The sequence below is a fragment of the Desulfoscipio sp. XC116 genome (genome assembly GCF_039851975.1).
GTDB lineage: Bacteria > Bacillota > Desulfotomaculia > Desulfotomaculales > Desulfallaceae > Sporotomaculum.
On the sequence record NZ_CP156660.1, the window covers coordinates 3697919 to 3721644 of the forward strand.

Annotated in this window: 23 protein-coding genes and 1 riboswitch; of the genes, 9 read left to right on the forward strand and 14 right to left on the reverse strand. The window is 46.0% G+C overall.

Annotated features, from left to right (window positions below):
- Positions 1 to 17: 17 nt before the first annotated feature.
- Entirely contained in the window at positions 18 to 446 is a 429-nt protein-coding gene (locus ABDB91_RS17450; protein ID WP_347488949.1) for a hypothetical protein, read from the reverse strand.
- A gap of 680 nt (positions 447 to 1126) precedes the next feature.
- Between ABDB91_RS17450 and ABDB91_RS17455 the strand changes: the two genes are divergently transcribed.
- Both ABDB91_RS17455 and ABDB91_RS17460 read left to right on the forward strand, forming a co-directional pair.
- Positions 1127 to 2551: an MFS transporter gene (locus ABDB91_RS17455; protein WP_347488950.1), complete on the forward strand. Its 1425-nt coding sequence runs from the start codon at positions 1127 to 1129 to the stop codon at positions 2549 to 2551.
- A 241-nt stretch (positions 2552 to 2792) separates the two neighbouring features.
- The gene (locus tag ABDB91_RS17460) at positions 2793 to 3215 is read left to right on the forward strand and encodes a gamma-glutamylcyclotransferase family protein (protein WP_347488951.1); all 423 of its coding nucleotides are present in this window, start codon (positions 2793 to 2795) and stop codon (positions 3213 to 3215) included.
- A 44-nt stretch (positions 3216 to 3259) separates the two neighbouring features.
- Here the strand turns inward: ABDB91_RS17460 and ABDB91_RS17465 are convergent, their stop codons facing one another.
- From ABDB91_RS17465 to ABDB91_RS17475, 3 genes are all read right to left on the reverse strand, one after another.
- Complete coding sequence (locus ABDB91_RS17465) at positions 3260 to 3460, reverse strand: cold-shock protein (protein WP_347491652.1); 201 nt, start codon at positions 3458 to 3460, stop codon at positions 3260 to 3262.
- 106 nt (positions 3461 to 3566) lie between these two features.
- Positions 3567 to 3824: a hypothetical protein gene (locus ABDB91_RS17470; protein WP_347488952.1), complete on the reverse strand. Its 258-nt coding sequence runs from the start codon at positions 3822 to 3824 to the stop codon at positions 3567 to 3569.
- A 199-nt stretch (positions 3825 to 4023) separates the two neighbouring features.
- Positions 4024 to 5724, reverse strand: a complete 1701-nt coding sequence (locus tag ABDB91_RS17475) for an exo-beta-N-acetylmuramidase NamZ domain-containing protein (protein ID WP_347488954.1) — start codon at positions 5722 to 5724, stop codon at positions 4024 to 4026.
- A 244-nt stretch (positions 5725 to 5968) separates the two neighbouring features.
- Here ABDB91_RS17475 and ABDB91_RS17480 point away from each other — a divergent pair, with 244 nt between their 5' ends.
- From ABDB91_RS17480 to ABDB91_RS17495, 4 genes are all read left to right on the forward strand, one after another.
- Complete coding sequence (locus tag ABDB91_RS17480) at positions 5969 to 6658, forward strand: hypothetical protein (RefSeq protein WP_347488955.1); 690 nt, start codon at positions 5969 to 5971, stop codon at positions 6656 to 6658.
- Between the two features lie 382 nt (positions 6659 to 7040).
- On the forward strand, positions 7041 to 8300 hold the full coding sequence (locus ABDB91_RS17485; protein WP_347488956.1) for a stalk domain-containing protein: 1260 nt from the start codon (positions 7041 to 7043) through the stop codon (positions 8298 to 8300).
- 4 nt (positions 8301 to 8304) lie between these two features.
- Positions 8305 to 8517, forward strand: a complete 213-nt coding sequence (locus ABDB91_RS17490) for a zinc ribbon domain-containing protein (protein WP_347488958.1) — start codon at positions 8305 to 8307, stop codon at positions 8515 to 8517.
- A gap of 251 nt (positions 8518 to 8768) precedes the next feature.
- Entirely contained in the window at positions 8769 to 9431 is a 663-nt protein-coding gene (locus tag ABDB91_RS17495) for a CPBP family glutamic-type intramembrane protease (protein ID WP_347488959.1), read from the forward strand.
- Here the strand turns inward: ABDB91_RS17495 and ABDB91_RS17500 are convergent.
- The 9 genes from ABDB91_RS17500 to ABDB91_RS17540 all read right to left on the reverse strand — a co-directional run bounded on the left by ABDB91_RS17500 (position 9428) and on the right by ABDB91_RS17540 (position 19582).
- Positions 9428 to 9592 (reverse strand): hypothetical protein, encoded by a 165-nt coding sequence (locus tag ABDB91_RS17500; protein ID WP_347488960.1) that lies wholly within the window; start codon positions 9590 to 9592, stop codon positions 9428 to 9430. The genes ABDB91_RS17495 and ABDB91_RS17500 overlap by 4 nt on opposite strands.
- 222 nt (positions 9593 to 9814) lie before the next feature.
- The gene (locus tag ABDB91_RS17505; protein WP_347488961.1) at positions 9815 to 9940 is read right to left on the reverse strand and encodes a hypothetical protein; all 126 of its coding nucleotides are present in this window, start codon (positions 9938 to 9940) and stop codon (positions 9815 to 9817) included.
- A 273-nt stretch (positions 9941 to 10213) separates the two neighbouring features.
- The gene (locus ABDB91_RS17510) at positions 10214 to 11542 is read right to left on the reverse strand and encodes a [Fe-Fe] hydrogenase large subunit C-terminal domain-containing protein (protein ID WP_347488963.1); all 1329 of its coding nucleotides are present in this window, start codon (positions 11540 to 11542) and stop codon (positions 10214 to 10216) included.
- Between the two features lie 284 nt (positions 11543 to 11826).
- Entirely contained in the window at positions 11827 to 13077 is a 1251-nt protein-coding gene (locus tag ABDB91_RS17515) for an NAD(P)/FAD-dependent oxidoreductase (protein ID WP_347488964.1), read from the reverse strand.
- Between the two features lie 166 nt (positions 13078 to 13243).
- Complete coding sequence (locus tag ABDB91_RS17520; protein ID WP_347488965.1) at positions 13244 to 14863, reverse strand: diguanylate cyclase; 1620 nt, start codon at positions 14861 to 14863, stop codon at positions 13244 to 13246.
- Between the two features lie 88 nt (positions 14864 to 14951).
- Entirely contained in the window at positions 14952 to 16781 is a 1830-nt protein-coding gene (locus ABDB91_RS17525) for a SpoIIE family protein phosphatase (protein WP_347488966.1), read from the reverse strand.
- Positions 16782 to 16843: 62 nt separating this feature from the next.
- Positions 16844 to 17230, reverse strand: a complete 387-nt coding sequence (locus ABDB91_RS17530; protein ID WP_347488967.1) for a DUF1987 domain-containing protein — start codon at positions 17228 to 17230, stop codon at positions 16844 to 16846.
- A 13-nt stretch (positions 17231 to 17243) separates the two neighbouring features.
- The gene (locus ABDB91_RS17535) at positions 17244 to 17792 is read right to left on the reverse strand and encodes a SiaB family protein kinase (protein WP_347488968.1); all 549 of its coding nucleotides are present in this window, start codon (positions 17790 to 17792) and stop codon (positions 17244 to 17246) included.
- A gap of 164 nt (positions 17793 to 17956) precedes the next feature.
- Entirely contained in the window at positions 17957 to 19582 is a 1626-nt protein-coding gene (locus tag ABDB91_RS17540) for an NAD(P)/FAD-dependent oxidoreductase (protein WP_347491653.1), read from the reverse strand.
- Positions 19583 to 19736: 154 nt separating this feature from the next.
- A riboswitch (molybdenum cofactor riboswitch) is annotated at positions 19737 to 19858 on the forward strand.
- Between ABDB91_RS17540 and ABDB91_RS17545 the strand changes: the two genes are divergently transcribed.
- Complete coding sequence (locus ABDB91_RS17545) at positions 19852 to 20307, forward strand: hypothetical protein (protein ID WP_347488969.1); 456 nt, start codon at positions 19852 to 19854, stop codon at positions 20305 to 20307. Its footprint overlaps the riboswitch before it by 7 nt.
- Before the next feature lie 97 nt (positions 20308 to 20404).
- On the opposite strand, the gene ABDB91_RS17550 is transcribed toward ABDB91_RS17545, so the two are convergent.
- Complete coding sequence (locus ABDB91_RS17550) at positions 20405 to 21568, reverse strand: acyl-CoA dehydrogenase family protein (RefSeq protein WP_347488970.1); 1164 nt, start codon at positions 21566 to 21568, stop codon at positions 20405 to 20407.
- Positions 21569 to 21969: 401 nt separating this feature from the next.
- Here ABDB91_RS17550 and ABDB91_RS17555 point away from each other — a divergent pair, with 401 nt between their 5' ends.
- Both ABDB91_RS17555 and ABDB91_RS17560 read left to right on the forward strand, forming a co-directional pair.
- Positions 21970 to 22242 carry a hypothetical protein gene (locus tag ABDB91_RS17555; RefSeq protein WP_347488972.1) on the forward strand — a complete coding sequence of 91 codons (273 nt, stop codon included), beginning with the start codon at positions 21970 to 21972 and terminating at the stop codon, positions 22240 to 22242.
- A gap of 425 nt (positions 22243 to 22667) precedes the next feature.
- Positions 22668 to 23681 carry a PleD family two-component system response regulator gene (locus tag ABDB91_RS17560; protein ID WP_347488973.1) on the forward strand — a complete coding sequence of 338 codons (1014 nt, stop codon included), beginning with the start codon at positions 22668 to 22670 and terminating at the stop codon, positions 23679 to 23681.
- The last annotated feature ends 45 nt before the right edge of the window (positions 23682 to 23726 follow it).

Here is a 23726-nt window from a genome sequence, read left to right on the forward strand (position 1 = left end):
CCAACATACCAATCAGTCTACCTAATATCATAGTAATATTGAATATTACCACTTCTATCATAATAACGATACCATTTACCGTCGCGATCGGGGTCAATGTAAACATAGCGGGATTTGCCGTTATTATCTTTATAGTAATACCAATCCCCGTCATTATCCCAATCATAGTAATAATGCGCCTTACCGCCGGCATCGTAGTAGCGATACAAACTACCGCCGCGGGAATATCCGTAGCCCCAGTCATTTGGGTTAAAACGGCTATTATCATGGATACCCCTGACCAACGCCGGACCGTCAAAATCGCCGGACCAGTAATGACCATGTTGACCATTGCTCACCCAGCCGCTGTCGCCATTACTAAAATACCCGCCGGAATAAGCAAATGCCGCGGGAACCATGGCTAGCGAAAGCAATAATGTCATAGCCAACACAATAAATTTACGCAATGTCAAAAACTCCTTTCTGTCAACCAACATGATGTCCTAATATATTTTAAAACAACGATATAATTCGCACAAGCGGATTTCCAGTTAAATGGTAATGTATGTTTTTGCATAACAACATATAGTTGCTATTGTTTAAACAATATGTATTGGACACTACATACATACATTTTTACCAGCCTGCCAAGCATATCAATTCCTTGTTCCGCCGGTATAATAAAGCTTTTTTAGGAAAAGTAAACTCATTCAGCTAAAGCTGAACATCAGGGTTTCAGATGGGAATTCCGCCCCATCTGAAGTAAAAATAGGAACTCCCACTGATACAAGCAGAAGTCTTGGCATTTGATCAGACCGACCCCCGCACGAAAATAACCAACTAATTAACACCGGCGAAAAATATATAGCTTATCGTACCTTAAGACGGGTTTACCGCTCTTCCGCGTTGCGGTATTAAATGAAATTAATTTTATCGGCATCTAAGACAATATACCGCTTTACACAGCCGGGGATTAATTATAAAGTAATATCAGATTAGTAAACTCGTTCAGCCAAAGCTGAACATCGGGCTTCAGATGGGGATTCTACCCCACCTGAAGTAGAAATAGGAACTCCCACTAGAAGTGAGAGTCTTGGCATTCGATTAATATTTGCGGAATTATTTAGTTTTTACCGGAGGCGATTTTATGACCCAGGATACGCTTTTAAAGAGACATACGCTTATTGCAATCACCATGGCATCGTTTTTAACCCCGTTTATGAGCAGTGCCATAAATTTAGCCATACCTTCTATGGGTGAGCATTTTAATGCCAGCGCCATGCATCTAAGCTGGGTAGTAACCAGTTATATACTGGCCTCAGCGGCCTTTCTGGTGCCGTTCGGCAGGCTTGCCGATATTGTGGGCCGGAAAAAAATTTTCAATGCCGGTATAATCTCCTTCACTGTGTTTTCACTAATCTGCGGTCTGGCCACATCTGTAGAAATGCTGATTGCTTTTAGAGTATTGCAGGGTATCGGCAGCGCCATGGTTTTCGGCACCGGCATGGCCATACTAACCTCAGTGTTCCCGCCCCAGGAAAGAGGTAAAATACTTGGTATCAATGTGGCTACGGTTTACACGGGTCTGTCCCTCGGCCCCGTACTGGGCGGTGTCTTAAACCATAATCTTGGCTGGGCATCCATATTTTACTTTAACGCACTAATCGGCCTGGCCGTTATTATAATAAGCATAGCCCGGCTAAAAGGAGAATGGGCCGGCGCCAAAGGAGAAAGTTTTGACTTCACCGGAGCCGTCCTTTATTCCGCCGGTTTGATAGCTTTTATGTACGGTATATCTACTATTACCGCCTCCGCGTGGTCCGGATACCTGCTTGTGGCCGGTCTTATTATATTGCTCATATTCATCAGGCATGAAATGAAAACCGACTATCCGGTACTTAACATCAAATTATTCAGCAGAAATGTTACTTTCACCTTTTCCAACCTGGCAGCGCTAATTAACTACAGCGCCACCTTTGCAGTAGGCTTTTTGCTTTCCCTGTACCTACAGCTGGTGCTGGGCTACAACTCACAGCAGGCCGGCTTTATTCTGTTATCCCAGCCGGTGCTCATGGCTGTGTTGTCTCCTTTCGCCGGCAAGCTTTCCGACCGGGTACAACCCCGGGTGGTTTCCTCCTGGGGCATGGCCTTAACCACTTTGGGCTTGTTTATTTTCGTTTTTTTGACCGGGCAAACCCCCATCTGGCTTGTACTGGTTAACCTGGCCCTGCTGGGAGTCGGTTTTGCGTTGTTCTCCTCCCCCAACAGCAACGCTGTTATGGGCTCGGTGGAAAAAAGATTTTACGGCATCGCCTCATCTACCCTGGGTACCATGCGGCTCACCGGACAAGCGGTGAGCATGGCCATAGCCACATTAATTATGGCCATGTTCGTCGGAAACGTGGAACTTAACCAGGCTGATGTAAACCTATTGACTAAAAGCATTAAAACAGCTTTTATCATTTTTTCCGCCACTTGCCTTGCAGGTATATTCGCATCACTGGCCCGGGGCAATATCAGTACCGGCAGCCGGCCCGGGGACAAACCCGACGGCCTGACTAACAGTAAGTAACCTCGTTTAAGCTAAAGCTGAACATCGGGGCTTCAGATGGGGATTCTAAATTATTATCGGAATAATCGGCTGAATTTAGGAAAGGGAATATCGTTTACTACTTTAAGAAAGTAGTTTTGCGACACCCCCCGCAATTTGATAAATACCCTGTTTTTACAAAACAACTTATGAAATAATAAAGGAAATTCCCCCATTAAACAGAAAAGAATATTGCAAACCTATGTAAAGGTGGTGGACACTGTTGTATTTAAATAGATTGTTCGTTTTTGGCACTCTGCTTCCGGGCCTGACTAATTATAATCGTTATCTAAAGTCAAGTAAGCCCAAGACCTTTCCAGCCACAGCCAAGGGGATAATGTATTATTTGCCGGAGGACGGCTATCCTGTGATAACAGAAGGCGAAGGAGAAGTAAAGGGAGTAATTTATGAATCACCGGACTTGCTGATTATCCTGCCGGAGATCGATGAAATCCACAAATTTACGGGCATTGAAAGTCAGAGTGACCTGATACGGGAAATTAGGGACGTTGTCAACCTTGAAACAGGTGAAACTGTTAAAGCCCATATGTATTTATGGCCACCCGCTAAAGACCGCTGGCTTAAGCAAAACGCAACAGTTATTGCCGATGGCGACTGGCTGAAATTTTTGCACAAGCATAATTAAACCCCGTGCGACTCCGGTCACACGGGGTTTTAATCGGCTTTTAATTAAAGCACTTGCACATTGGACGCTTGCTGGCCGCGGGGACCGTCGGTAACTTCAAATTCCACCCGCTGACCTTCGCTTAAGGATTTAAAACCATTGGTTTGAATGGCCGAATAATGAACAAAGACATCTCTGCCGTTTTCACCTTCAATAAATCCATAGCCTTTACTGTCATTAAACCATTTTACTGTTCCTTGCAATATACTTTCCTCCTGTAAATTAATCTATTTATATTATGGCCAGTTTTACCGCATATATTACATGCATTTTTTATTCGGCTATGGCATTATAATTGATTTTTGCAGTTAGCTAGATATTTTCTATATAATATAAAACATAGGCTCTGCCCGGATCCTGCCGAATAGTATTCATAACTTCCGGAGATACTGAAATTTCACCCACAAAATTAAAATCCTCATTTAGGTCAAAATCATCAAGCTCGGAAACCTTATAGCATTCCAGTACAGCCTTGGGATCTTCGGTTTCCAAGTCCAGCGCCAGGTATTTTTCCTTGGCCTCATCCATGGCATCGGCAAAAATAACACGCGTATTGGTAGTATGTTCCATAAAAAACCCTCCTCCTAAGTAATAGATTATCATGTACAATTTATACTTATTTTGAACAATATGCAATTATTTATTTGGACTAATTGGGGCCCGGTTCGGCCACAGGCCAAACCGGGCCCCAATTAGCACACGCAAGCAGTTAATTAGCATCAGTTAATTAGCATCAGTTAATTAGCATCAGTTAATTAGCATCAGTTAATTAGTCAACTGTAACAACACAGGAATCAGGATCCCAGTCAACCCGGGCGCCGAAATATTCGCCCACATAGCGCACCGGCACCATGGTACTGCCGCTTTTTACAACGGGCGTGGTGTCCATGCTCTTAAGTTCCCCATTTACCAGCACCATGTTGCTGTTCAGCATAAATATGTTTGTCCGGCCCTGTTTGACGATGGTAATTTCTTTTGTCTCCTCGTCATAATCCACTGTCGCGTCCAGGGCCTCGACAATAGCCCTGAGCGGAACCATCAAGCGGTTGTTGGCATCCACAAAGGGCGCCGCCGCATCAAAGCCAATAGCCCGTCCCTCCACTATAACACTAATAGGTGGTTGCTGTTCTATCAGGCCGGCATTTTTACCAATATCCCCACCGGCATTTTCACCGGTATTCTGCCCGGTCCCGTCGCCATAAAGCAAATATTGCTTTCGCTGCTCTTTAAACCGGTTCAGCGCATCAGCATATTGCGCTTCTATTTGCTGAGGTGTCAGGCCCTGCTCCAGGTACTGGCCTATTTTATTGGTACCCATAATTTTATCAAACATAACCACGGCTGCACCGCTCTTGGGTACTGTAAAGTTAGTTAACGAATGAGCATAGGTTAAAGCATAAATACCTGTTTTAGCCGGGTTAAAGTTGTGATAGTCAGTAATATTAAGCCGAACGCCGCCTCTTTCACCCTTTGGTTCCGGCACAAAAACAACCCCGGGCAACCCCGCATTATTTAGTAAATCGGCAAATTTTTGAGCGTCCAGACCTTTACCGCCGATCCACTTAAACGTATCGGCCTGGCCAATACCCGTTCCTTCTCCCAATCCGGTGGACATATAGCCGAAAACAGCATCCAAATCAGGTATGTTTGGCGAAGTCTGCACCCAGGATAAGCCGGTATCCTGATAGATCATGGACCGGGTATAGCCCTCCATAGGCACTACTTTAAGATCAGCGCCGATTTTACGGTTGTAGAATCCGGCCAACTCCCCGGCCGTCATACCGTGAGCCATAGGCAGATTATCCACACCCACAAAAGTGATGTAAGGGTCTTCCATCATCGGCCCGTCCACCGTAAGGCCGCCCAGCGGGTTGGGACGGTCGAGCACTACCACGGTCTTATTATTTTTCTGCGCCGCCGCCATACAGTAATTAAGTGTTGACATATAAGTGTAGGATCTGGCCCCGATATCCTGCACATCGAATACCAGCACATCCACATTTTTCAGCATCTCGGCGGTAGGCATCCTGGTAGCCCCGTAAAGGCTGTAGACCGGTATACCCAGTGTCGGATGCGTGTATGACTCCACATAGGCACCGGCTTTAGCCGTGCCGTCAATACCATGCTCGGGTCCGAACAATGCCGTTAGCTGAATGGAAGAGTCGCCGGCCAGCACATCAATAGTACTGACACCCCGGCTGTTGACACCGCTTTGGTTGGTAACCAGCCCCACCCTTTTACCGTCAATTAAATGGTGATATTGGGTCATTAATAACTCGTTGCCCAGTTTAAAATCTGACGTTTGGGCAAAGGCTGCGTTACATGACAGCAGCAAAGCCGCTGCCACAACCATCATCGCAAATAGTTTACGCATTTCTACCGTTCCTTTCATTTCTTTTCTTTTCATTAATAATAAAAGACGTATCCACATCGGATTAAGTTCCCGCAGCCGGCCAAATAACACAACCATTAGCAATGCTAATCCGCGTGTATTATTAATGTTATCAATATTTTAACATGAATGGACAAGCCATGCGCCCAAAGATAAGCTCAGCAGCTTGGAAAACCTGAATAGAATCGAGACAGGGCCAACCGAATATAATTCTCCAAACTAATTGTCACAATTCCCCTTATAAAAGCTTTGTCGTTGGTTTAATTTCATGTATACCTTCTATGGCTTTTGACAAAAGATATAAAAAAAATCAGGAGGTGGCATGATGAAAAAACTAACTGTTTTTGTTTTAATTTTGTCTTCTTTATTCATTTTCGGCTGCAACGCCCAGCGAAAACCGGCCCCGCAAGAACCGCAACAAAAGTTAATTCCCCAGGAATCCACCATCGGATTCAGCCAGGTGGACATTGACCAGGTGCCCGCGTCCATCCAAAAGATAGTTTCCGCCACAGAGAACAGGCCCATGGTAACCTGGGCATATAACGATAACAACAGCTACATATTGTTAAATACCGATCAGCATGAGAAAAACGTAAAAGTTAGCAAAGTAATTCAAAGAGTACCCGTACAGGATTTTCTCTGGCTTGATGTACAGCTGGATTATACGGATAATGAAAATGCCGGGGGCGACGGCAACGATCACAAATTAGTGATCGTAAAACTGGATAAAACCGACAAGGCCATCAACGGAGTCGGCTTTGAGCTAAAGAAAGAGGCCGAAGAAGACAAAGCGGACCGGGAGGAGGAAAAGCAGCAAGCCGCTCCGGCCCCAACACCTGCACCAACGACCAGGGAACCGGTCAACCAGGCCAAGCCGGCCCAGGAATACCAACAGCCCGCTCCAGTCAAGGAGATCACCCCTGAAGAACAACAGCCCCAAAACCAACCACAGCAAGAAAACGGAACCAAAGCTGATGAACAACAACCAACCCCCGCACCAAACGGTGATTGACAGGTAAAATGGCAGCGAGTATTGTCGATAGACCCGCCTGAACCAGGAGGGTCTGTCTTTTTTTGAGGCATCGGCACTTTCCGATCAGAACCCATCAACCGATCCGCCCTGATACGGGGATAAGACCGACGGAACCGCATAATTACGCATACTAAATCATAGGTTAGTTATTTGATGTATGCGATTATAGATAAAACAACCAAATTTAAAGAAACTTTATCCAAGCAACCAACGTCTAAACTTAAGAAAGCATTTACCGTGAGCTCGTTCAGCTAAAGCTGAGCATCGGTGCTTCAGATGGGGATTCTCTCACGGCGCTGCTATACGTTAATATGTACACTTTAGAAGCGTCAAGGCACCAATTAAATTGAGGAGGTTAACTATGAAACGTTTATTTTTAACACTAACATTAATGATTGTTTTGGCCATTGGCTTCGCTCCTGCGGCCCCGGCGCGAGAACACAGGCCAATTTCAGTATTAACAGACGGTTTGCCGGTTAGTTTTGACGTACAGCCGGTAGTCCAAAATGGCGGTACGCTGGTACCCTTTCGAGCCATCGCGGAAGCGTTAAATGTACAAGTCACCTGGGATGGTGACACGCAAACAATCCATGCTACCGATGGCTATACCAACGTTCAACTGCAAATAAGCAGTAAAACCGCTTACCGCAACCAAACCCCCATTTCTCTGGAGGTACCGCCGCTAAGCCTGGATGGGAGAACGCTAATTCCGCTGCGGTTCTTCAGTGAAGCTTTCGATTGTCAGGTGACGTGGGATAATGCCGCAAGCACTGTGCACATCACTTCTCCCGCGCAGCAGATGACTGTAGTGGGATTCTACGCCCTGGGCGATGAGCAGACCAGCAGTTGGACCGATCTGTTCGGCGTGCCTTACCCCGAAACAGCAGCCGGAAACACAGGCCTGGTCTCCGAGCTGGCCCTGGGCTGGTACAGCCTGGACGGGCAGGGCAACCTGCTTACACAGAGCAGGACAGGCTGGCAGCGGCCGGACGGGTGGGAGAATGTGCTTAACACCACCCGGTCATGTAACCTGCCCACCGAAATGGTCATTCATGTAACCGATCAGGACGGTACCATTACTAACCTATTAGCTAACGAAGCTGCCATGCAGCAGGCCGCTGCGGATATTTTAGAGGAAGTTAATTCGTACAGAGGAGTAAACCTTGATTTTGAGGGGCTGGGCTACCGGGACACCGGAACACAATTGCAAGCCGTACAAAATAGTTTTACAAGTTTTGTCGGCTTACTATACAAGCAACTGCAGGCCGCGGGCAAGACACTGACCGTTACCCTACATGCTCCGAACAGCGCCTACCGGGGTTATGACTACCAAGCTTTAGGACAGGTGGCCGATAAAATAATCATTATGGCCTACGATTACGGTTCCACGCCGGAGCCGGACAACCAGGTAATACAAGCCGTGGAGGCAGCTAAAGCGGTTGTTCCGGCGGGAAAACTGCTGCTCGGCATTTCCGCCCCTTCGGAAACCCCGCAAAGCATAGCAACCAAAGTTGGGATTGCCAAGAAATATAATCTGGACGGCATCGCCCTCTGGCGTTTGGGATTAATTTCCGATGACATGTGGCAGGGACTGAGAACTGCCGTAAAAGAAAGGAATTAAGATAATGGACAAGTTAAATAAACAAAGAGGCTGCATAAAATGCGGGCATACCGAAGCGGAAATAAGTGAAATAGCAACTACAGGTACGGGTCTATCTAAATTATTTGATATTCAACACAACCATTTCCAAGCTGTATCATGCAAAAAATGTGGCTATACCGAGCTGTATCGCACCAAATCCGGCTTAAATGTGCTGGACTTTTTCTTTGGGGGTTAGGGGGGTAAGGTACCGGGCACCCAATTAATTTAGAAAGTTGGCTCATGAGTCATGCTTATTGGGAACATGCTTAGAAAACTTGGAAGTCTTCTTTTATTTATTTTATACCTTGGATATATTTTTTATAAAGCGCCGGTTTTTAAAGAATTTCGGGTCATTAACCTTATCGAATATATACTCGTATTATTAGCAGGAGGTTATTTTAATTTTTTACTGTTGAGAAAAGAAGAGAATGGATTTGGAGTCACTGCATGAAAATAATAGCCGACCGAGACATCAAGTATGTAAAGTTTACAGGCTGGTTATTGATAGTACTGGCGGTTATGGGCTTGCTGCTTAAGGGTTTGCAGGTAAAGAGGCAAACCTTTGAACTGGTGCTCGGTCAAACCGGGCTGCTGGGAGTACTGTTATTAATCAGCCTGGGCAGGTTGGGCGAATTAGCGGAAGACTTCAAAAAAACAAGAAAAACCACGCCTGTATTTATACTGGCGGGTCTTTTACTGAGTTGGGCTATTATGTGGTACAGGGAAATAATAGCCCGGCGATATGGTATGGCAGTTGCCCCGGGCACGGGTCAAGTCCATGTGCCGAACCTGGATGTAATTAACGCGGACACTGTCATAATCACTGCATCGATTATAGTACTTGGCCCTCTGCTTGAGGAAATACTTTTTCGTTTTATCGGCCTGGGATTGGTGCGCCGATTGGCCAGGCCCGGGCAAGCTGCTTTATTTATTGGGATCTGGATAATAATAACTTCCGTAATGTTTGCTTTATTGCATAACCCCGAACCGGCGGCGTTGGCGGTCTACTTAATTTCCAGTGTAAGTTACAGCGTCATCTATCTAAGATACGGCATATTTGCTTCTATATTAATGCACGCCGCCGGCAATGCCGGGGTATATATTATCTAGTCCCATTCAGTATTTTCTATCCAGTCGGCACACTTCTGGCACACGGCCCTGCCTGCGTAATCCAATCTTATCGGTTTTTCTTCCAGCCAATTCTTTTTGGATACATTATCACCGTTTAATTGGGCTTGACAAATCGGACAAATTTTATTAGGCATCGTCATCTATAAATCCCCCTTATATATTTTATTATCAATAATTATTAGTTATAGCCGCTCATTATCAGCAAGGCATTGGAACCGGTTCTTCTTTTGCTTGAATATAGATTATCACTAGACTCTACTTATGGCAAGAAGTTATTTCCTATTGTTTGTATAATTTATAATTATAGTTAACCAAACAAAAATCCCGCCGACTTAAGTTGGCGGGTGCTCTAAACACTCAAGTTAATCATCATCTTCAGTCAACAAAGCGCTTTCACAAAAAGGACAAAACCTGGGTTCATCAGATTTTTTCACCCAGAATACCATACCGCAGTCCTTACACTTAAATGCAGTTAATTTTTCATCCACCAGCCATACCCTCCCCTTTAAAAATAAAACAATCACCGGAACAACTACATAGTCATTACTTTAATAGTTATACAGTGCTTTCGCAATCTCCTGCAGCACCCTATCAAGTTTACACGCTCCATAGCGGGATTAAACAACTTTAACCACGCTCACTGCCGGGCTTCATCACGCTAACCCAACGCTCCCCGGTTTTGCCCCGGCTCGGTTCAGGCACACTATCTTATGACTATGCACGCGACAGAATAGTTTGTTAGGCGGCTAATTTTATCCGGCTCAAAGCCTGTCCGAACTGTACCGGTTTGCCTGCTCAACTTGCCCAAAGTCCCTGATAAACATGGCCGCCTTGGAGCTGTCCAAAAAATCGTGCACATCATGAATACCCAGCCGCTTTAACAACTCCATGACATACTTGTTATCCACCGGCGTGAGAGAACCGGCCTCTTTACCGTATTCCTCCACAAATTTACGGCCGTCCGCCGGGTCAATGATTGCCTTTGGACCACCCACACACCCCCCGTTGCAGCCCATGCCCTCCAAAAAATTACCGCCTATGTGACCTTCCAAAACATCTTTAAGCATCTTCCGGCAATCCTGGACACCGTCCGCCTGAATAGCCCGAATCTTGATTTTTCTGTCAGGTCTCAACCTGTTCAGGGTATCGGAAATCGCCCGGCTCACCCCGCCGGTTCCGGCGTATATCCTCCCCGCAGTGGATGAATGCTCGCTTTCATCCTCTTCCAACTCGGCCGGGTTTATGCCCACCACTTCAAATATCTGCTCCAATTCCCGGAAAGTAATTACCGCATCCACGGCATCTTTAATATCAATCTCCTTGGCTTCCGCCTTTTTGGCAATGCAGGGACCGATAAAAACCACTTTGGCACCGGGATGCAGATGTTTAACACCTCTGCCGCAGGCCACCATGGGTGAAACCGAGGGCGATATATGCGGCACCAGGTTTTGGTAGACTCTTTTAACCATGGATACCCAGATAGGGCAACACATACTGGTGAGCATAAAATCCTCTTCCCGGGTAACGTGGCGGTCAAACTCCAGCGCTTCTTTCAAGGTAAGAATATCGGCGAAGAGGGCCACCTCCACCATGCCATAGAAACCCAGCCTTTTCAGCGCCGCCCTCATTTTACCGGGAGTCACCGCAGGCCCGAACTGACCGATAAAAGCGGGCGCAATTATGGCAAATACAGGCATTGTGCGGTCTTTCAACAGCTTAACAAGCGGCACGAATTCTTTTTTGTCGACCAAAGAGTAATGTTCACACACCTCCACACACTTTCCGCAGCCGGTACAGCTGTTGGGCGCGATAATCACATTACCTTCCATGTCACGTACTATAGCGTCAAAAAGACATGATGCCTCACAGTTATCCTTTCCCGCGGCACACCGGCCGCCGCAGTCTCTTACTTTAAACACCACCGTGTTGGGGTCACCGCCCCCCGAGGCATAAAGCAGATACTGGTCTGTAATACTGTCGCCATCCCTGATTTTTTCAATTTCCTCCGACACATTACCACGGTAAGCTGTTTTAACAAGCCTTTTGAAAATTTCATCATACCTGGATTCATTATACCTGGATTCATTCATTTGGTTCACCTTTGCTGTTTTGGTTTTAATATGTAATATTACCGTCTTTTTATTATTTATGATATTCAGCGCAAAATCGCCTTCGGCAACAAAAGAGACTGCTGCACAACAGACTGAATAATTCGTAATGCAACAGCTTTTTATAAAGATACCGGATATTTATCGGAGCAATTCGCCGAATTTAATTTTATAAAAGGCAAGGGAGTGTCGCGCTCACTGCTTAAAAAGCAGTTTTGCGGCACTCCCTTGCAAACGTTTTAAAATAGCTGATGATTTATTCTATTTTATGATGTGGCAGCGCAGACCCCGGCCACATAACCGGATGACCAGGCCCACTGCAGGTTGTAACCTCCGCAGTCACCGTCGATATCCAAGACCTCCCCGGCTAGAAACAGCCCGGGCACAAGCTTTGAAGCCATGTTTTTTTGGTCAACATCCCGAACAGCCACCCCCCCGGCGGTAACCTGCGCCTGCTGCCAGGTATTGGTGCCCGCAACTGCAATTCGCCAATCCTGCAGTATATTGATTATAGCATTTCTTTCCGCCACAGTAACCTGCCCCGCCGGCTTATGTATATCTGCAATACCCGCCTCTTTAAGCAGCACCGACACCAGTCTCTTATTAATAAACCCTACAAAGCTAAACGCCAGTGTTTTATGAGATTGCTGCTTAAGGCGCCTCCTTAGAAATGTCTCCAGCTCCTCCCTGGACATGTAATTTATTAAATTAAGCCTCAATATCACATTTTCACCTTTGCGCAAGTATTCCCCGGCTGTGCGGCTAAGCGCCAATATAGGAGGGCCGGAAATACCGTAATCAGTAAATAATATCTCCCCTTCGGCACAGGCCAGGGGCTTTGACGACACCAGTATTTCCGCCTCGTATATGAACTTGATACCCGAGATCTGCTTCAAAAAATCGGCTGCCAGCTTCAGCTGCACCAGTGCCGGAAAAGGCTCGACAATACTATGGCCAAGTTCCCGGGCCAAGAGATAACCGCTGCCGTTAGAACCCAGATTTGGCGCAGCCTTGCCCCCGGTGGTGATAATCACCCGGTCGGCCTTAAGCCGGCTGCCGTCCCCTAAACGCAAAACAAAACCGCCGCTGCCAGGTACTATTTCCTTAACCTCGGCGGCACACCGGGTTTCCACCCCCAGCGTTTCCAGCTCGTAACGCATTACGTCCAGCACGCTGGATGCTTGGTTGGAAACGGGGAACACCTTGCCGCCATCCTCCGCTTTCCAGGCTATACCAAGCCTTTCAAAAAACTCCATGGTCTTATAAAAATCAAAACGACTTAAAGCACCATAGGCAAACCTGGGGTTTAACCCATGGTAATGGGCGATATCGAGATCAGTATTACTTAAATTGCACCGGCCATTACCCGTTGCCAGAATCTTTTTACCCACCCGGTCCAACCGCTCCAATATTATAACTTCGGCATTGTTATGCCGCGCCGCTATAGCGGCGGTAAGCCCGGCGGCCCCGCCTCCCACCACGGCAACCTTTACTTTTTTTCCGTTGTTATCCTTCATAATTAGCCCTTGTCATCCAACAAAGATGGTGCCCGGATAAATTATTAAAAGATGATCGGCATCATCAATGAATTATCGCTGTTGATAGTATTTTCACGTTATTTATTTTTTAGTCTATAAGTCCCCGGCTACCCGTAACTGTTCGGCATACCCCTTATTAATCTTATTAATGGGGGTATGCCGCTATAAACTGCATAAACGCTTTGGCCAATTCCGGGTCGAACTGAGTGCCCGAGCCTTTTTCAATCTCTTTTAAAGCATGAGCTTGACTCAAAACTTCACGATACGGGCAATCATGAGTCATAACGTCGTAGGCGTCCACAATGGCAAACAAGCGGGCCAGCCGGGGAATTTGCTCGCCCCGCATACCGTACGGATAGCCCTGCCCGTCCCAGCGCTCATGGTGCGCCAGAATAAGCTCTCCCACCGCCGTTTCTCCAATGGACTGCGCCATACGGAAACCGATTTCACTGTGGCTGCGTATGGACTCCCATTCTCCGGCTGTCAAGGGACCGGGCTTGTCTAAAATTTTCCCGGACACAGCTACCTTGCCAATGTCATGCAAGCCGGCCAATAAACTCAAATGCCGCATTTCAACGGATTCCCGTGTATATCCCAAGCTACCGGCAAAAGCCAATAATAAATCTTCTAATCTTTTTGCATGCCCATAAGTTTCATAACACCTGGCATTTAATATCTCCTGCAGCCCCCGAATAATTTTACGCCGCACCTGCTTGCTCTCCCGCAATTTATTCGCGTACATCCGACTTTCCGCCATACTAAATAAATCAGCCATACTACCCAGCGGACTTTGCCGGGTAGCCACGCCTAACGCCACGCTTAATTCAATCGGCGAACCTTTTTCTTCCATGCAAGCGGTCTTTATCCGTTCGCAAACCTTAACACAAACATCTTTGTCCGTACCGGGCAATAGTACAATAAATTCATCCCCACCCCAGCGGGCGACAATATCTGTTTTACGGCAACAGCGCAACAATACCCCGGCCAGCCGCACCAGCAAATTATCACCCTGGGCATGACCGAAAACATCATTAGTCAATTTAAGACCGTTCATATCCGCCATAATAACGCTGAGGGGATAACCGCTTTGGGGCGAAAGCTCCGAAAGCCATTCCTCCACATAAGCACGATTATAAAGTAATGTCAGTTTATCGTGATAGCTTAAAAAAGCCACCTGTTCCTGCGCCTTGTATTTATCCGTAATATCAGTAAGAATGAGCATGACCAGGGACTCATCCCCCTCGACCGGCGTTATGACTTTACAATCGACACTCAGGTAAAGCTCATTGATATTGATTACTTCTGGCAGCTTGCTGATACAATCACGCTGCAGCTCGGCATCTTCGGTCTGCCAGATACACCGAAACACTTCGGCAAATACCCGGTTTTGCTCATCGTCTTCAACAGACAACAGTGTTAAAATATTTAGCTTACCAATTTTTTGGCCAAAAATGCGGGAGCACTCCGCACTGTACTCCCGGTTAACCAGCAAATCTTTGCCAAAGGTAAGAAACCCCTGCCCGGCGTTATTCAGTAAATTTTTGATCTCACCCTCTCGCTTAAGCAAATTTCTTCCCTGCGCATCGCTAATTTTAAATGTTTTGCGGGTCAAGGTCAACAGTTCCTCATAGCTGGCTACCAGCGCCTTATATTCCGGTAAAAGCTCATTATGCTCATATTTACCGGCGGCAAGCTCGAATAAAGCGGTTTCTAAAATCTCAAATTCCTTCTTAAATAATTTACGGCTATAATCGGGGCTAATCATAATCCAGCTACCTCTCATTAATTAGTCAATCAGCTTCCCAGCAATACATAGATTGTTCCCCTTGCTGCCGGCATTCCCGGCGCTTAACCTAAAGCCGAAACCCAATAACGGTAATATCGTCCCGCTGCTCCTCGGTTTGTTTATAGCCGTCCAGCTCGTCCTCAAAAAAATGCTGCTGCCCGGCCAGCGGCAAATGCCCGTGGTCATTGATCAGCGCTGTAAAGCGCGTCTTACCGAAAGAGTGGTTTTTAGGGCCTCCGTTCTGATCTAAAAACCCGTCCGTAGTTAGGTAAAACATATCCCCTTCCCTAAAAGGCAAAGTTACTTTATTAAATATTAGATCGGGATCCGATTTCTGATAGCCAACGCTGTGCCTGTCACCTTTAATCACCTGTACCCCGTCCGTCGTTTTAACGTAAAGAGCAATCCTGGCACCGGCAAAGGACAAATATTGGCCGCTGTGCCAGTGGCAAATACCGACATCGGCACCGTCATCGCTAACCGCACTGGCTTTTTTATGTAAAGCCGCCTTCATCCGCACATTTAGTTCCCGCAAAATAACAGCAGGATCATCAGAACACACATCATCAATAATATGGTTTAATATCGACACAACCGCCATTGTCATCAGCGCCCCCGGCACACCATGCCCGGTGCAGTCAACAATCGCCAGTACGTGGTCGTCCCCCTTCTTTTTGAGCCAGTATAAGTCTCCACCTACCAAATCCCGCGGCCGCCAAATAATAAAATGCTCGTTAAACGCCTCGGCCATTTCTTTATCACCAGGCATTACAGCTTCCTGCAGCCGCTTTGCATAATCAATGCTGTCCATTATTTTAGCGGTCCGTTCCTGAACCTTCTTTTCCAGTTCCCGGCTTAATAGTACCGCTCTCTTAAATGGATCAGCTATGCGATTGGATATTAAATAAAATATAAAGATAATTAAACCAAGAGATAATACACTGGCAATCAGGGTATTTATTTTAATAGTATTTAAGAAGCCGATACTTTCACTGCGCGGTATCTGCAGTACCAATTGCCAGTCCGTGGATTTGAGAGAATGATAGATCAGATCGCTTAGTTCGCCTTTTTTATTTCGATAATCCAATATCCCGGACGGAGACGTTTGATCCCCGGCGTTTCGGATTATCTCCGCATAGATATCTGCGGGAACAAAAGAACGAATATTCTCCCCACGATCATCAGGATCTTTAGCCAAATGAATACTGCCTTGGCCGTCTATCAACCAAAGCTCACTTCCGGCACCGAACTCATGCGCGGCAAATTCCTCGGTCAGGTCTTTTAAATTAAGTCCTACGCCGGTTACCGCAAGTGGTTTTTCCAAATCACCCACCAGCGCGTTAACAAAAACAAAGGTATCCTGTCGCTCTCTATTGTAATCAATGCTTATAGAAAGGGGCAGCTTGGAAGCAATGGTATTAAAAAACCAGGCATCGTCCGGATCATCTAAAGTCATGGTATCAATTAACCGAGCGTTTTCCGCCCAATATTGTTTGGTAACATTGCTTACAATAAATGCATTGTTATAGTCATAATCCCCGGCGATTTCGGTAATTTCAGCTAAAGCCCGCCGCCCCAGCACATTATCCTTTTCCCGACCTTGGACCCATTCAATGATTGTCGGATCCTTAGCCAGAATCTGTGATGTTTCCTGAGCCCGGGCAATACGCCCGTCTATAATACCGGCAATAGACCGCACGATATAGACCAAATCATGGGATTTTAATTTGCCGATCGCCTCTTTTTCCACTATTAGATAGCTTAGCCCGCCCATTAAAAGCACCGACAGGGCAATGCACAAACAAGCCAGCGCAATCACCTTAAGAATACCGGCATCAAATATGACCGTATCACTGAAATTGTTTATTTTTTGGAGCTTTTTTCGTTTAACAAACATTCTTTCTCCCAACATCCATAGCCATATTATAAGGAAGCAATATGCGAGCGGTTAACAAATCATCAAATCTCCTGCGACAGGGGGATAATATTAAACGGGAAAGTAATATCCTCTTCAAATTCCTCCGCACACTCCAATTCACTTTCATTTTCAATATCGTAATACCAGTCTAAAGTAATGGACGTACCGTTTTGGTGGGCTTTTTCAAACTTGTCCAGCAACATCAAAATACATTTGGAACTGCTCGTATTAACATATGACAAATTAACTTTTATGCGCATAGCCGCATTGCATTCAACCAGATAACAATCAACCCAATTAAAGATGGGTTCATAGAAGTTAAATGAATTTTCGGGATAAGACTGCCCCCATAAAACCAAAATATTTGCATCCGGATCAAAATCTATCTTGGGAGTTCCTTTTGTTTGTTCGATGTACAATTTCTCCATACCTTTACCACTCCTAAACAGTGACTTTAATGCTGAAGAAGGAAAGATGACCATCAATATCCACTATGGAATACTTAATAGCATGTTTGGACTTACGAGCAATATCAATTAACCCAACTCCCGCGCCCTGACTGCCCGGGGCCAGCTCCTGCCTTATTTGTTCCTTGTAGAGTTTTTTTAGATCTTTTTTATCCAAATGCATTATCTGATTAATTTTTTGTGCCAGCGGCTTAACGTCTTTGTCTTCCACTAAATTACCCGAGCATATAAAGTATGCTCCCTCGCTCTTTCCGATAGTTACAATCCCGGAACAGGCAATTTGGTCATAATAACAGCTGCCTTCTTTATCGGTAGTATAATTCTTAATATTATGGGTTTGCTCCACAAAAATGGCAAATACGTTATAAATATCATTTTTCGGCATATCTTCCGTCTGCATATGCTTTTTAATAGCGTCCCCCAATTCTTCAATAATGCCTTGGGAAAACCGACCGGAAAAGCTTATTAATATGCCGCTTTCCTTCAGGTGGTTTTGGAGATCCATCAACGTTTTTTCAAACACATATTTTCACTCCTTGATCAACCTAGTATTTTAATATAAAAAGTTCCCCCGGGCCGAAAAAGCTGGCCCTTGTTGGCCCATAATGGTATTACCGAATATTTTTTGTATTCTTCGACAAGATAATATTTATCCCTGCATACCTATCCTGAAATACTCACTTGACACTATGCATCCACCCGGCATGTTGGGGAGCAATTATCACCCCGCGCATATTGCGAGACGATGAACTCAGCCGCTTTCACGCCATCTACCGCCGATGAAACAATGCCCCCGGCATACCCCGGTCCCTCCCCGGCCGGGTAGATGCCGGCTATATTTGACCGGCACTTTTCATCTCTGTATATTCTCACCGGAGAAGAACTTCTGGTTTCCACCCCGGTGAGCACGGCACCGGGCAGGGCAAAACCTTTAAGCTTACGGTCAAAATCCATAATAGCCTCCTTTAGAGCGGCCGTCACATAACCCGGCAGGCATTCCCTTAAATCAGCATATCTTACCCCTCTGGGATAAGACGGCTCCACCTCACCCGGACCGGCAGACGGCCTGTCCGCCAGGAAATCCCCTACCAGCTGGACGGGAGCAATATAATTTCCCCCACCCAGCGCAAAAGCCCGCCCCTCCCACTTTCTTTGAAACTCCACACCGGCCAGGGGGTGGTCACTGCCGAAATCATCCGGCCTTACTCCCACTAAAAGGGCACTGTTGGCGTTTTGCCCGTCCCTGGCGTATTCGCTCATACCATTGGTAACAACATATCCATCCTCAGAGGCCGCGGCCACCACCAAGCCCCCGGGGCACATACAAAAGGTATACGCCGAGCGGCCGGCGGACGAATGATAGGCCAGCTTGTATTCCGCAGGCCCCAATTTAGGGTGCCCGGCGAAATTTTTATGCTGAGCCTGATTTATTAATGTTTGGGGATGTTCCACCCGAACACCGATGGAAAACGGCTTGGGGGACATCAGCACCCCCCGGTTGTGCAGCATGGCAAAGGTATCCCTGGCACTGTGCCCGATTGCCAGCACGAGTGCCTCAGTGGCCAGCGTATGCCGATCATTGATTTCCAGACCCGTTAGTTTATGGCCTTCCACTATAATATCCGTCACCTTACTATTGAACCGCACCTCGCCGCCCAGCTCGATTATTTTTTGACGAATATTCTTAACCACTATTTTTAAAATATCTGTACCGATATGTGGTTTGTATGAATAAATTATCTCCCCGGGAGCGCCGGCCAGCACCATTTCCTCCAAAACTTTGCGGCATCGTTTATCCTTAATCAAAGTAGTTAGTTTACCGTCTGAAAAAGTACCGGCCCCACCCTCGCCAAACTGAACATTACAATCTTTATCCAAACAGCCGGTTTGCCAGAAAGAGCGCACGATTTGCGTACGGGTATCCACATCGGCCCCCCTTTCCAGCAAAAGCGGCCGGTAGCCCATACGCGCCAGCAGCAGCCCGGCAAAAAGCCCGGCCGGTCCGGTGCCCAGCACCACCGGGCGATGAGGCAGCGCCTTGTGGCCCGGCTGAACAAAGCGATAATCCAATGGCGGAACAACCGAAACATCACCGGCCTTAAGCCTTTTGAACACGGCCTGTTCATTGACCAGTTCGACGTCAACGGTATACACAAAATAAATCCGGTTTCTTTTTCTGGCATCAATGGATTCTTTAAAGATAACGCAGCGGGCGATTTCGTTTTCCCCGACCCCAAGCTTTCCGGCTATTTTGTTTTTAATGAGAGATTTATCTTCATCAAGGGATAGTTTTACGCCTGTAACCCTGAGCATTTTCATAAGCTCCTTCCGGCCTATCTCATCAGCCATATTAAAATGTTACCCGCCCCAACCGGATATTATCAGATAAGCAAATGTCCATAACGTGTCCGATAAATCACAATAAAGCTTGCATTAAAGCCCCAACAAAGTTATATTATACTAAAGTTAAATAATAGTTCTTCGAGTCGGATATGCCTGCAAACATTAATGTTATGGCCGCCCGGCCGTTAGGGTATCCCGGGAAACCGGCATGCCTCCCTTTTGGAAAGGAGAACTGTGGCATGGAACAGAAAAGCCTTATTAATATTGAACATTCCATAACCAAGGCCATAACAGGCGATAAAGACCGCCAGGCATTGGTCAATAAAGTAATTATAAAAACAATAATGGAAGAAAACAATGAAGAAAAGGCCTTTACTATGTTTTTATGGCATCTGGCGGATATCGACCCTCCCATAAGTTTTAGTGAACTGCTGGTCTTTAAAGCAATTTACCGCATGTTTAACAGCTACTGCGATTTTTTAATAAAGGATAAGCAGCAAGCAATGGACATACTTGATATCCCCCGAGAAACGCTGCAATTACCGCCTGATGAATTAACCAAACAAGCCAAGATTAGTTACTGGCACCATTTTAACGAATTATCCGGTGATATACACACTTTTTTAACCAATGCGCAAAAAATAGGGGTCATGAAAAAAGCGTTAAATTTTTTATGCCGGCAAACCGTCGCCTGATATTGAAGAAGGCAGCCGGGTTTTAACCCGGCCGCCTTCTTCAATACCCATATATCCCGCATATTCCGCGACACAATGGCAGCAATCAAACCTTACGCTATTTGCCGCTTAACATATTCTTGGCAATAACCACCCGCTGAATCTGGTTGGTACCTTCATAAATCTGGGTGATCTTGGCGTCACGCATCATGCGCTCCATGGGATATTCCTTCATATAACCGTACCCGCCCAATATTTGCAACGCATCCACCGTAACCTGCATGGCAGTGTCCGAAGCAAACAATTTGCTCATGGATGAGAATTGGCTGATATCAGTAGCGGAAGCATTGTTCTCCGCGGCATGTTCAATTAAGAAGGCCGCTTTGTACACCAGCTGCCGGGCGGCCTCCACCCTGGTGGCCATATCCGCCAGCATAAATTGCAGCCCCTGGAAAGCAGCTATGGGTTTGCCGAACTGGACCCGTTCCTTGGCATAATTAACGGCATAATCCAAAGCGCCCTGGGCAATACCAACGGCCTGGGCACCAATAACGGGACGGGTGCGGTCCAGGGTCATCATGGCAATTTTAAATCCATCGCCTTCCTTGCCCATCATATTTTCAGCCGGCACGGGACAGTTGTCAAAAATAACTTCGGTGGTTTCCGAACCCCTGATGCCCATTTTATGTTCCTTCTTGCCGACGCTTACTCCGGGGTAATCCTTTTCTACAATAAATGCGCTGAGACCTTTTAGCCCGGCCTTGGGGTCCACGGTGGCAAAAACCGTGAATACATCGGCAATACTGCCGTTGGTGATAAAACATTTTTGGCCTGAAAGAATATATTTGTCTCCTTCACGCACAGCTTTTGTCTTCACGCTGCCGGCGTCAGAACCGGCATTGGGCTCGGTGAGGGCAAAGGCACAAATCTGGTCGCCGTCGGCAATACCGGGCAGATATTTTTGCTTTTGTGCTTCCGAGCCGCCCACCAGTATAGGCATCATGCCCAGTTCCTGAGCGGCTACTATCAGTGACGCGGAGGCCGAAGCCTTGGCGATCTCTTCCACAATCAGGCATACCGAGGGCAGCCCCGCACCCGTGCCGCCGTATTCCTCGGGTATGCCGGCACCCAGCAGTCCCTGCTCGGCGATCAACTCTTTAAGATCCCAAGGATATTCATCCTTTTCATCTATCTCCGCCGCCCGCGGAGCCACCTTGTCTTCGGTTAGCCGTTTTACTATTTGGCGCAGCATTTCCTGTTCTTCCGTTAGTTGATATGACATTTTAGGACCCCCTCTTTATACTTAAATTTACTTAAAACATGCGTTTATACATTTATCACCCTCCGGGCAATACTCTTTCATCCACGGGACAAACCCGTAAAATTAATTAGCGGGTAAAAAGAATTGTAATTAAAACACTATTCGTTATTTTATATATTGGACACTTGAGAGCAATTCCCTTTTATATGTTAGAAATTTAGTATATTTTTGAATATTATAAATAGCTTGATCAAATGCCATTCAGGTGGGGCGGAATCCCCATCCGAGGCCCCGATGTTCAGCTTTAGCTGAACGAGTTCACTGGTTGCGCGACTATAATATCATAATGCAGGAAATAATAATAAAGTAAAATAGCTATGGGGACAACCAACCGATGACAGTTAAAAGGAGTGGTTTGAATTATGGATGCAGATAAAGCATATATCAACAAAATGAAGGGTGAAATAAATGAGCGCCAGGCGGAAATCAGTGAATTAAAGGCTAATATCCAGCAAACGGAAGCCGAGGCGCAATTGCAGTATGACGATGAAATAGAAAAAACAAAAGAAGATGTATCCCAATTCAGAGATACATCGGGAGAGGTATGGAGCGATATTAAAAACGGTGTGGCGGAAGCATGGAGTGAATTATCCAATGCCGCAAGCAGAGCAGCTTCCAAGTTTAAACGAGACTAATACAGACACCACCCCCCTAAGATAATCTTAAACTGTTGCACAACGGGCTAAATAAGTTCATAATGCGGCAGCCTTTTGTAAGAATACCGGATTATTATCGGAATAATTGGCTGCATCTGGGAAAGGGAGAGTCGCTCACTACTCCAAGAAAGTAGTTTTGCGACACTCCCTTTATCTTTACACATTTCTTCTAATGAGCGGAGGTTATACAGAAAACATCGCCATTTCCGGCATTATGCAGGATGCATTGACCATAGGCAGTTTAATTAAAATGGGGGGAGGTCCCGACATACAGCCAATGTAAAAAATTACATTAAATATCCAGACTTAATTCCCAAACCATTGTCTATTGAAAATAAATATAATACTATATTAGAAAATGCAAATAAGCATAACCTAACTTTATTTGAAGGGAGGGTTTAAACATGTCCATTTTAATTGTGGACGACTCCCCGACTATTTCTTCACTAATTAAATCTTATCTAATTAACGCCGGCTACACTGATTTGTTGTTTGCCGCCTCAGCCAAACAGGCCTTTCAAATGCTGGGCGTAACGTTACATGGTAAATTGTCCGGCAACTTTACCACAAGCATTGATTTAATATTATTAGATATCGTGCTGCCCGATATGGATGGCCGAGAGGTATGCGGCATTATTAAATCTATAAAGCACCTGCAGGATACTCCCATAATTATAGTTACCTCATTAACTGACAGCGCCCACTTGGAAATGGCCTTTGCCGCAGGAGCCACGGATTATGTCACCAAGCCCGTTAACTACATTGAGCTGCTGGCCAGGATTAGTTCCGCGTTAAAATTAAAACATGAAATGGACCACCGCAAAGCCAGGGAAAAAAAACTTCTTGAAGTAACCCGACAACTTGAGAAAGCTGTTAACCAATTAAACCGGCTATCCTCATTGGATGGCTTGACAGGCATCGCCAACAGACGCCGCTTTGACGAATATTTACATATAGAATGGCGGCGAAATATCCGCAACGCCAGACCGTTATCATTATTTATGGCAGATATCGACTTTTTTAAAGCATATAATGATACCTATGGCCACCAGGCCGGCGATGAATGTTTAAAGTCCGTAGCCAAGACTTTGAAAAATACGCTGCAAAGACCGGGCGACTTGGTATGCCGCTATGGAGGGGAAGAGTTTGCAATTATTCTCCCGGAAACCCCCTCAAGCGGCGCCCTTTCACTGGCCAACAAAATGTGCTTAAGCGTAGAAGCGCTGGGCATCAACCATCAAAAATCTCCAGCCGGCAACTACGTCACAATTAGCATAGGAGTAGCCACGACATTACCAACCGAAAATTCATCACCAAAAGAAATAATAGCCGCAGCAGATCAGGCTTTGTACAATGCCAAACACAACGGACGTAACCAGGTATATGTAGGTCGATCGGGTAACACCACAGCCGGGTAAAGCCATCGTGACAGCCATGGATATCAGCAAGATCACAACAAGCAT

What these genes read in the sequence shown, in the direction of transcription:
- ABDB91_RS17455 (WP_347488950.1), top strand. Translation starts at nt 1,127, where the DNA reads ATGACCCAGGATACGCTTTTAAAGAGACATACGCTTATTGCAATCACC.
- ABDB91_RS17470 (WP_347488952.1), bottom strand. Translation starts at nt 3,824, where the DNA reads ATGGAACATACTACCAATACGCGTGTTATTTTTGCCGATGCCATGGAT.
- ABDB91_RS17475 (WP_347488954.1), bottom strand. Translation starts at nt 5,724, where the DNA reads ATGGTTGTGTTATTTGGCCGGCTGCGGGAACTTAATCCGATGTGGATA.
- ABDB91_RS17480 (WP_347488955.1), top strand. Translation starts at nt 5,969, where the DNA reads ATGATGAAAAAACTAACTGTTTTTGTTTTAATTTTGTCTTCTTTATTC.
- ABDB91_RS17485 (WP_347488956.1), top strand. Translation starts at nt 7,041, where the DNA reads ATGAAACGTTTATTTTTAACACTAACATTAATGATTGTTTTGGCCATT.
- ABDB91_RS17490 (WP_347488958.1), top strand. Translation starts at nt 8,305, where the DNA reads ATGGACAAGTTAAATAAACAAAGAGGCTGCATAAAATGCGGGCATACC.
- ABDB91_RS17495 (WP_347488959.1), top strand. Translation starts at nt 8,769, where the DNA reads ATGAAAATAATAGCCGACCGAGACATCAAGTATGTAAAGTTTACAGGC.
- ABDB91_RS17500 (WP_347488960.1), bottom strand. Translation starts at nt 9,592, where the DNA reads ATGACGATGCCTAATAAAATTTGTCCGATTTGTCAAGCCCAATTAAAC.
- ABDB91_RS17510 (WP_347488963.1), bottom strand. Translation starts at nt 11,542, where the DNA reads ATGAATGAATCCAGGTATAATGAATCCAGGTATGATGAAATTTTCAAA.
- ABDB91_RS17515 (WP_347488964.1), bottom strand. Translation starts at nt 13,077, where the DNA reads ATGAAGGATAACAACGGAAAAAAAGTAAAGGTTGCCGTGGTGGGAGGC.
- ABDB91_RS17520 (WP_347488965.1), bottom strand. Translation starts at nt 14,863, where the DNA reads ATGATTAGCCCCGATTATAGCCGTAAATTATTTAAGAAGGAATTTGAG.
- ABDB91_RS17525 (WP_347488966.1), bottom strand. Translation starts at nt 16,781, where the DNA reads ATGTTTGTTAAACGAAAAAAGCTCCAAAAAATAAACAATTTCAGTGAT.
- ABDB91_RS17530 (WP_347488967.1), bottom strand. Translation starts at nt 17,230, where the DNA reads ATGGAGAAATTGTACATCGAACAAACAAAAGGAACTCCCAAGATAGAT.
- ABDB91_RS17540 (WP_347491653.1), bottom strand. Translation starts at nt 19,582, where the DNA reads ATGCTCAGGGTTACAGGCGTAAAACTATCCCTTGATGAAGATAAATCT.
- ABDB91_RS17545 (WP_347488969.1), top strand. Translation starts at nt 19,852, where the DNA reads ATGGAACAGAAAAGCCTTATTAATATTGAACATTCCATAACCAAGGCC.
- ABDB91_RS17550 (WP_347488970.1), bottom strand. Translation starts at nt 21,568, where the DNA reads ATGTCATATCAACTAACGGAAGAACAGGAAATGCTGCGCCAAATAGTA.
- ABDB91_RS17555 (WP_347488972.1), top strand. Translation starts at nt 21,970, where the DNA reads ATGGATGCAGATAAAGCATATATCAACAAAATGAAGGGTGAAATAAAT.
- ABDB91_RS17560 (WP_347488973.1), top strand. Translation starts at nt 22,668, where the DNA reads ATGTCCATTTTAATTGTGGACGACTCCCCGACTATTTCTTCACTAATT.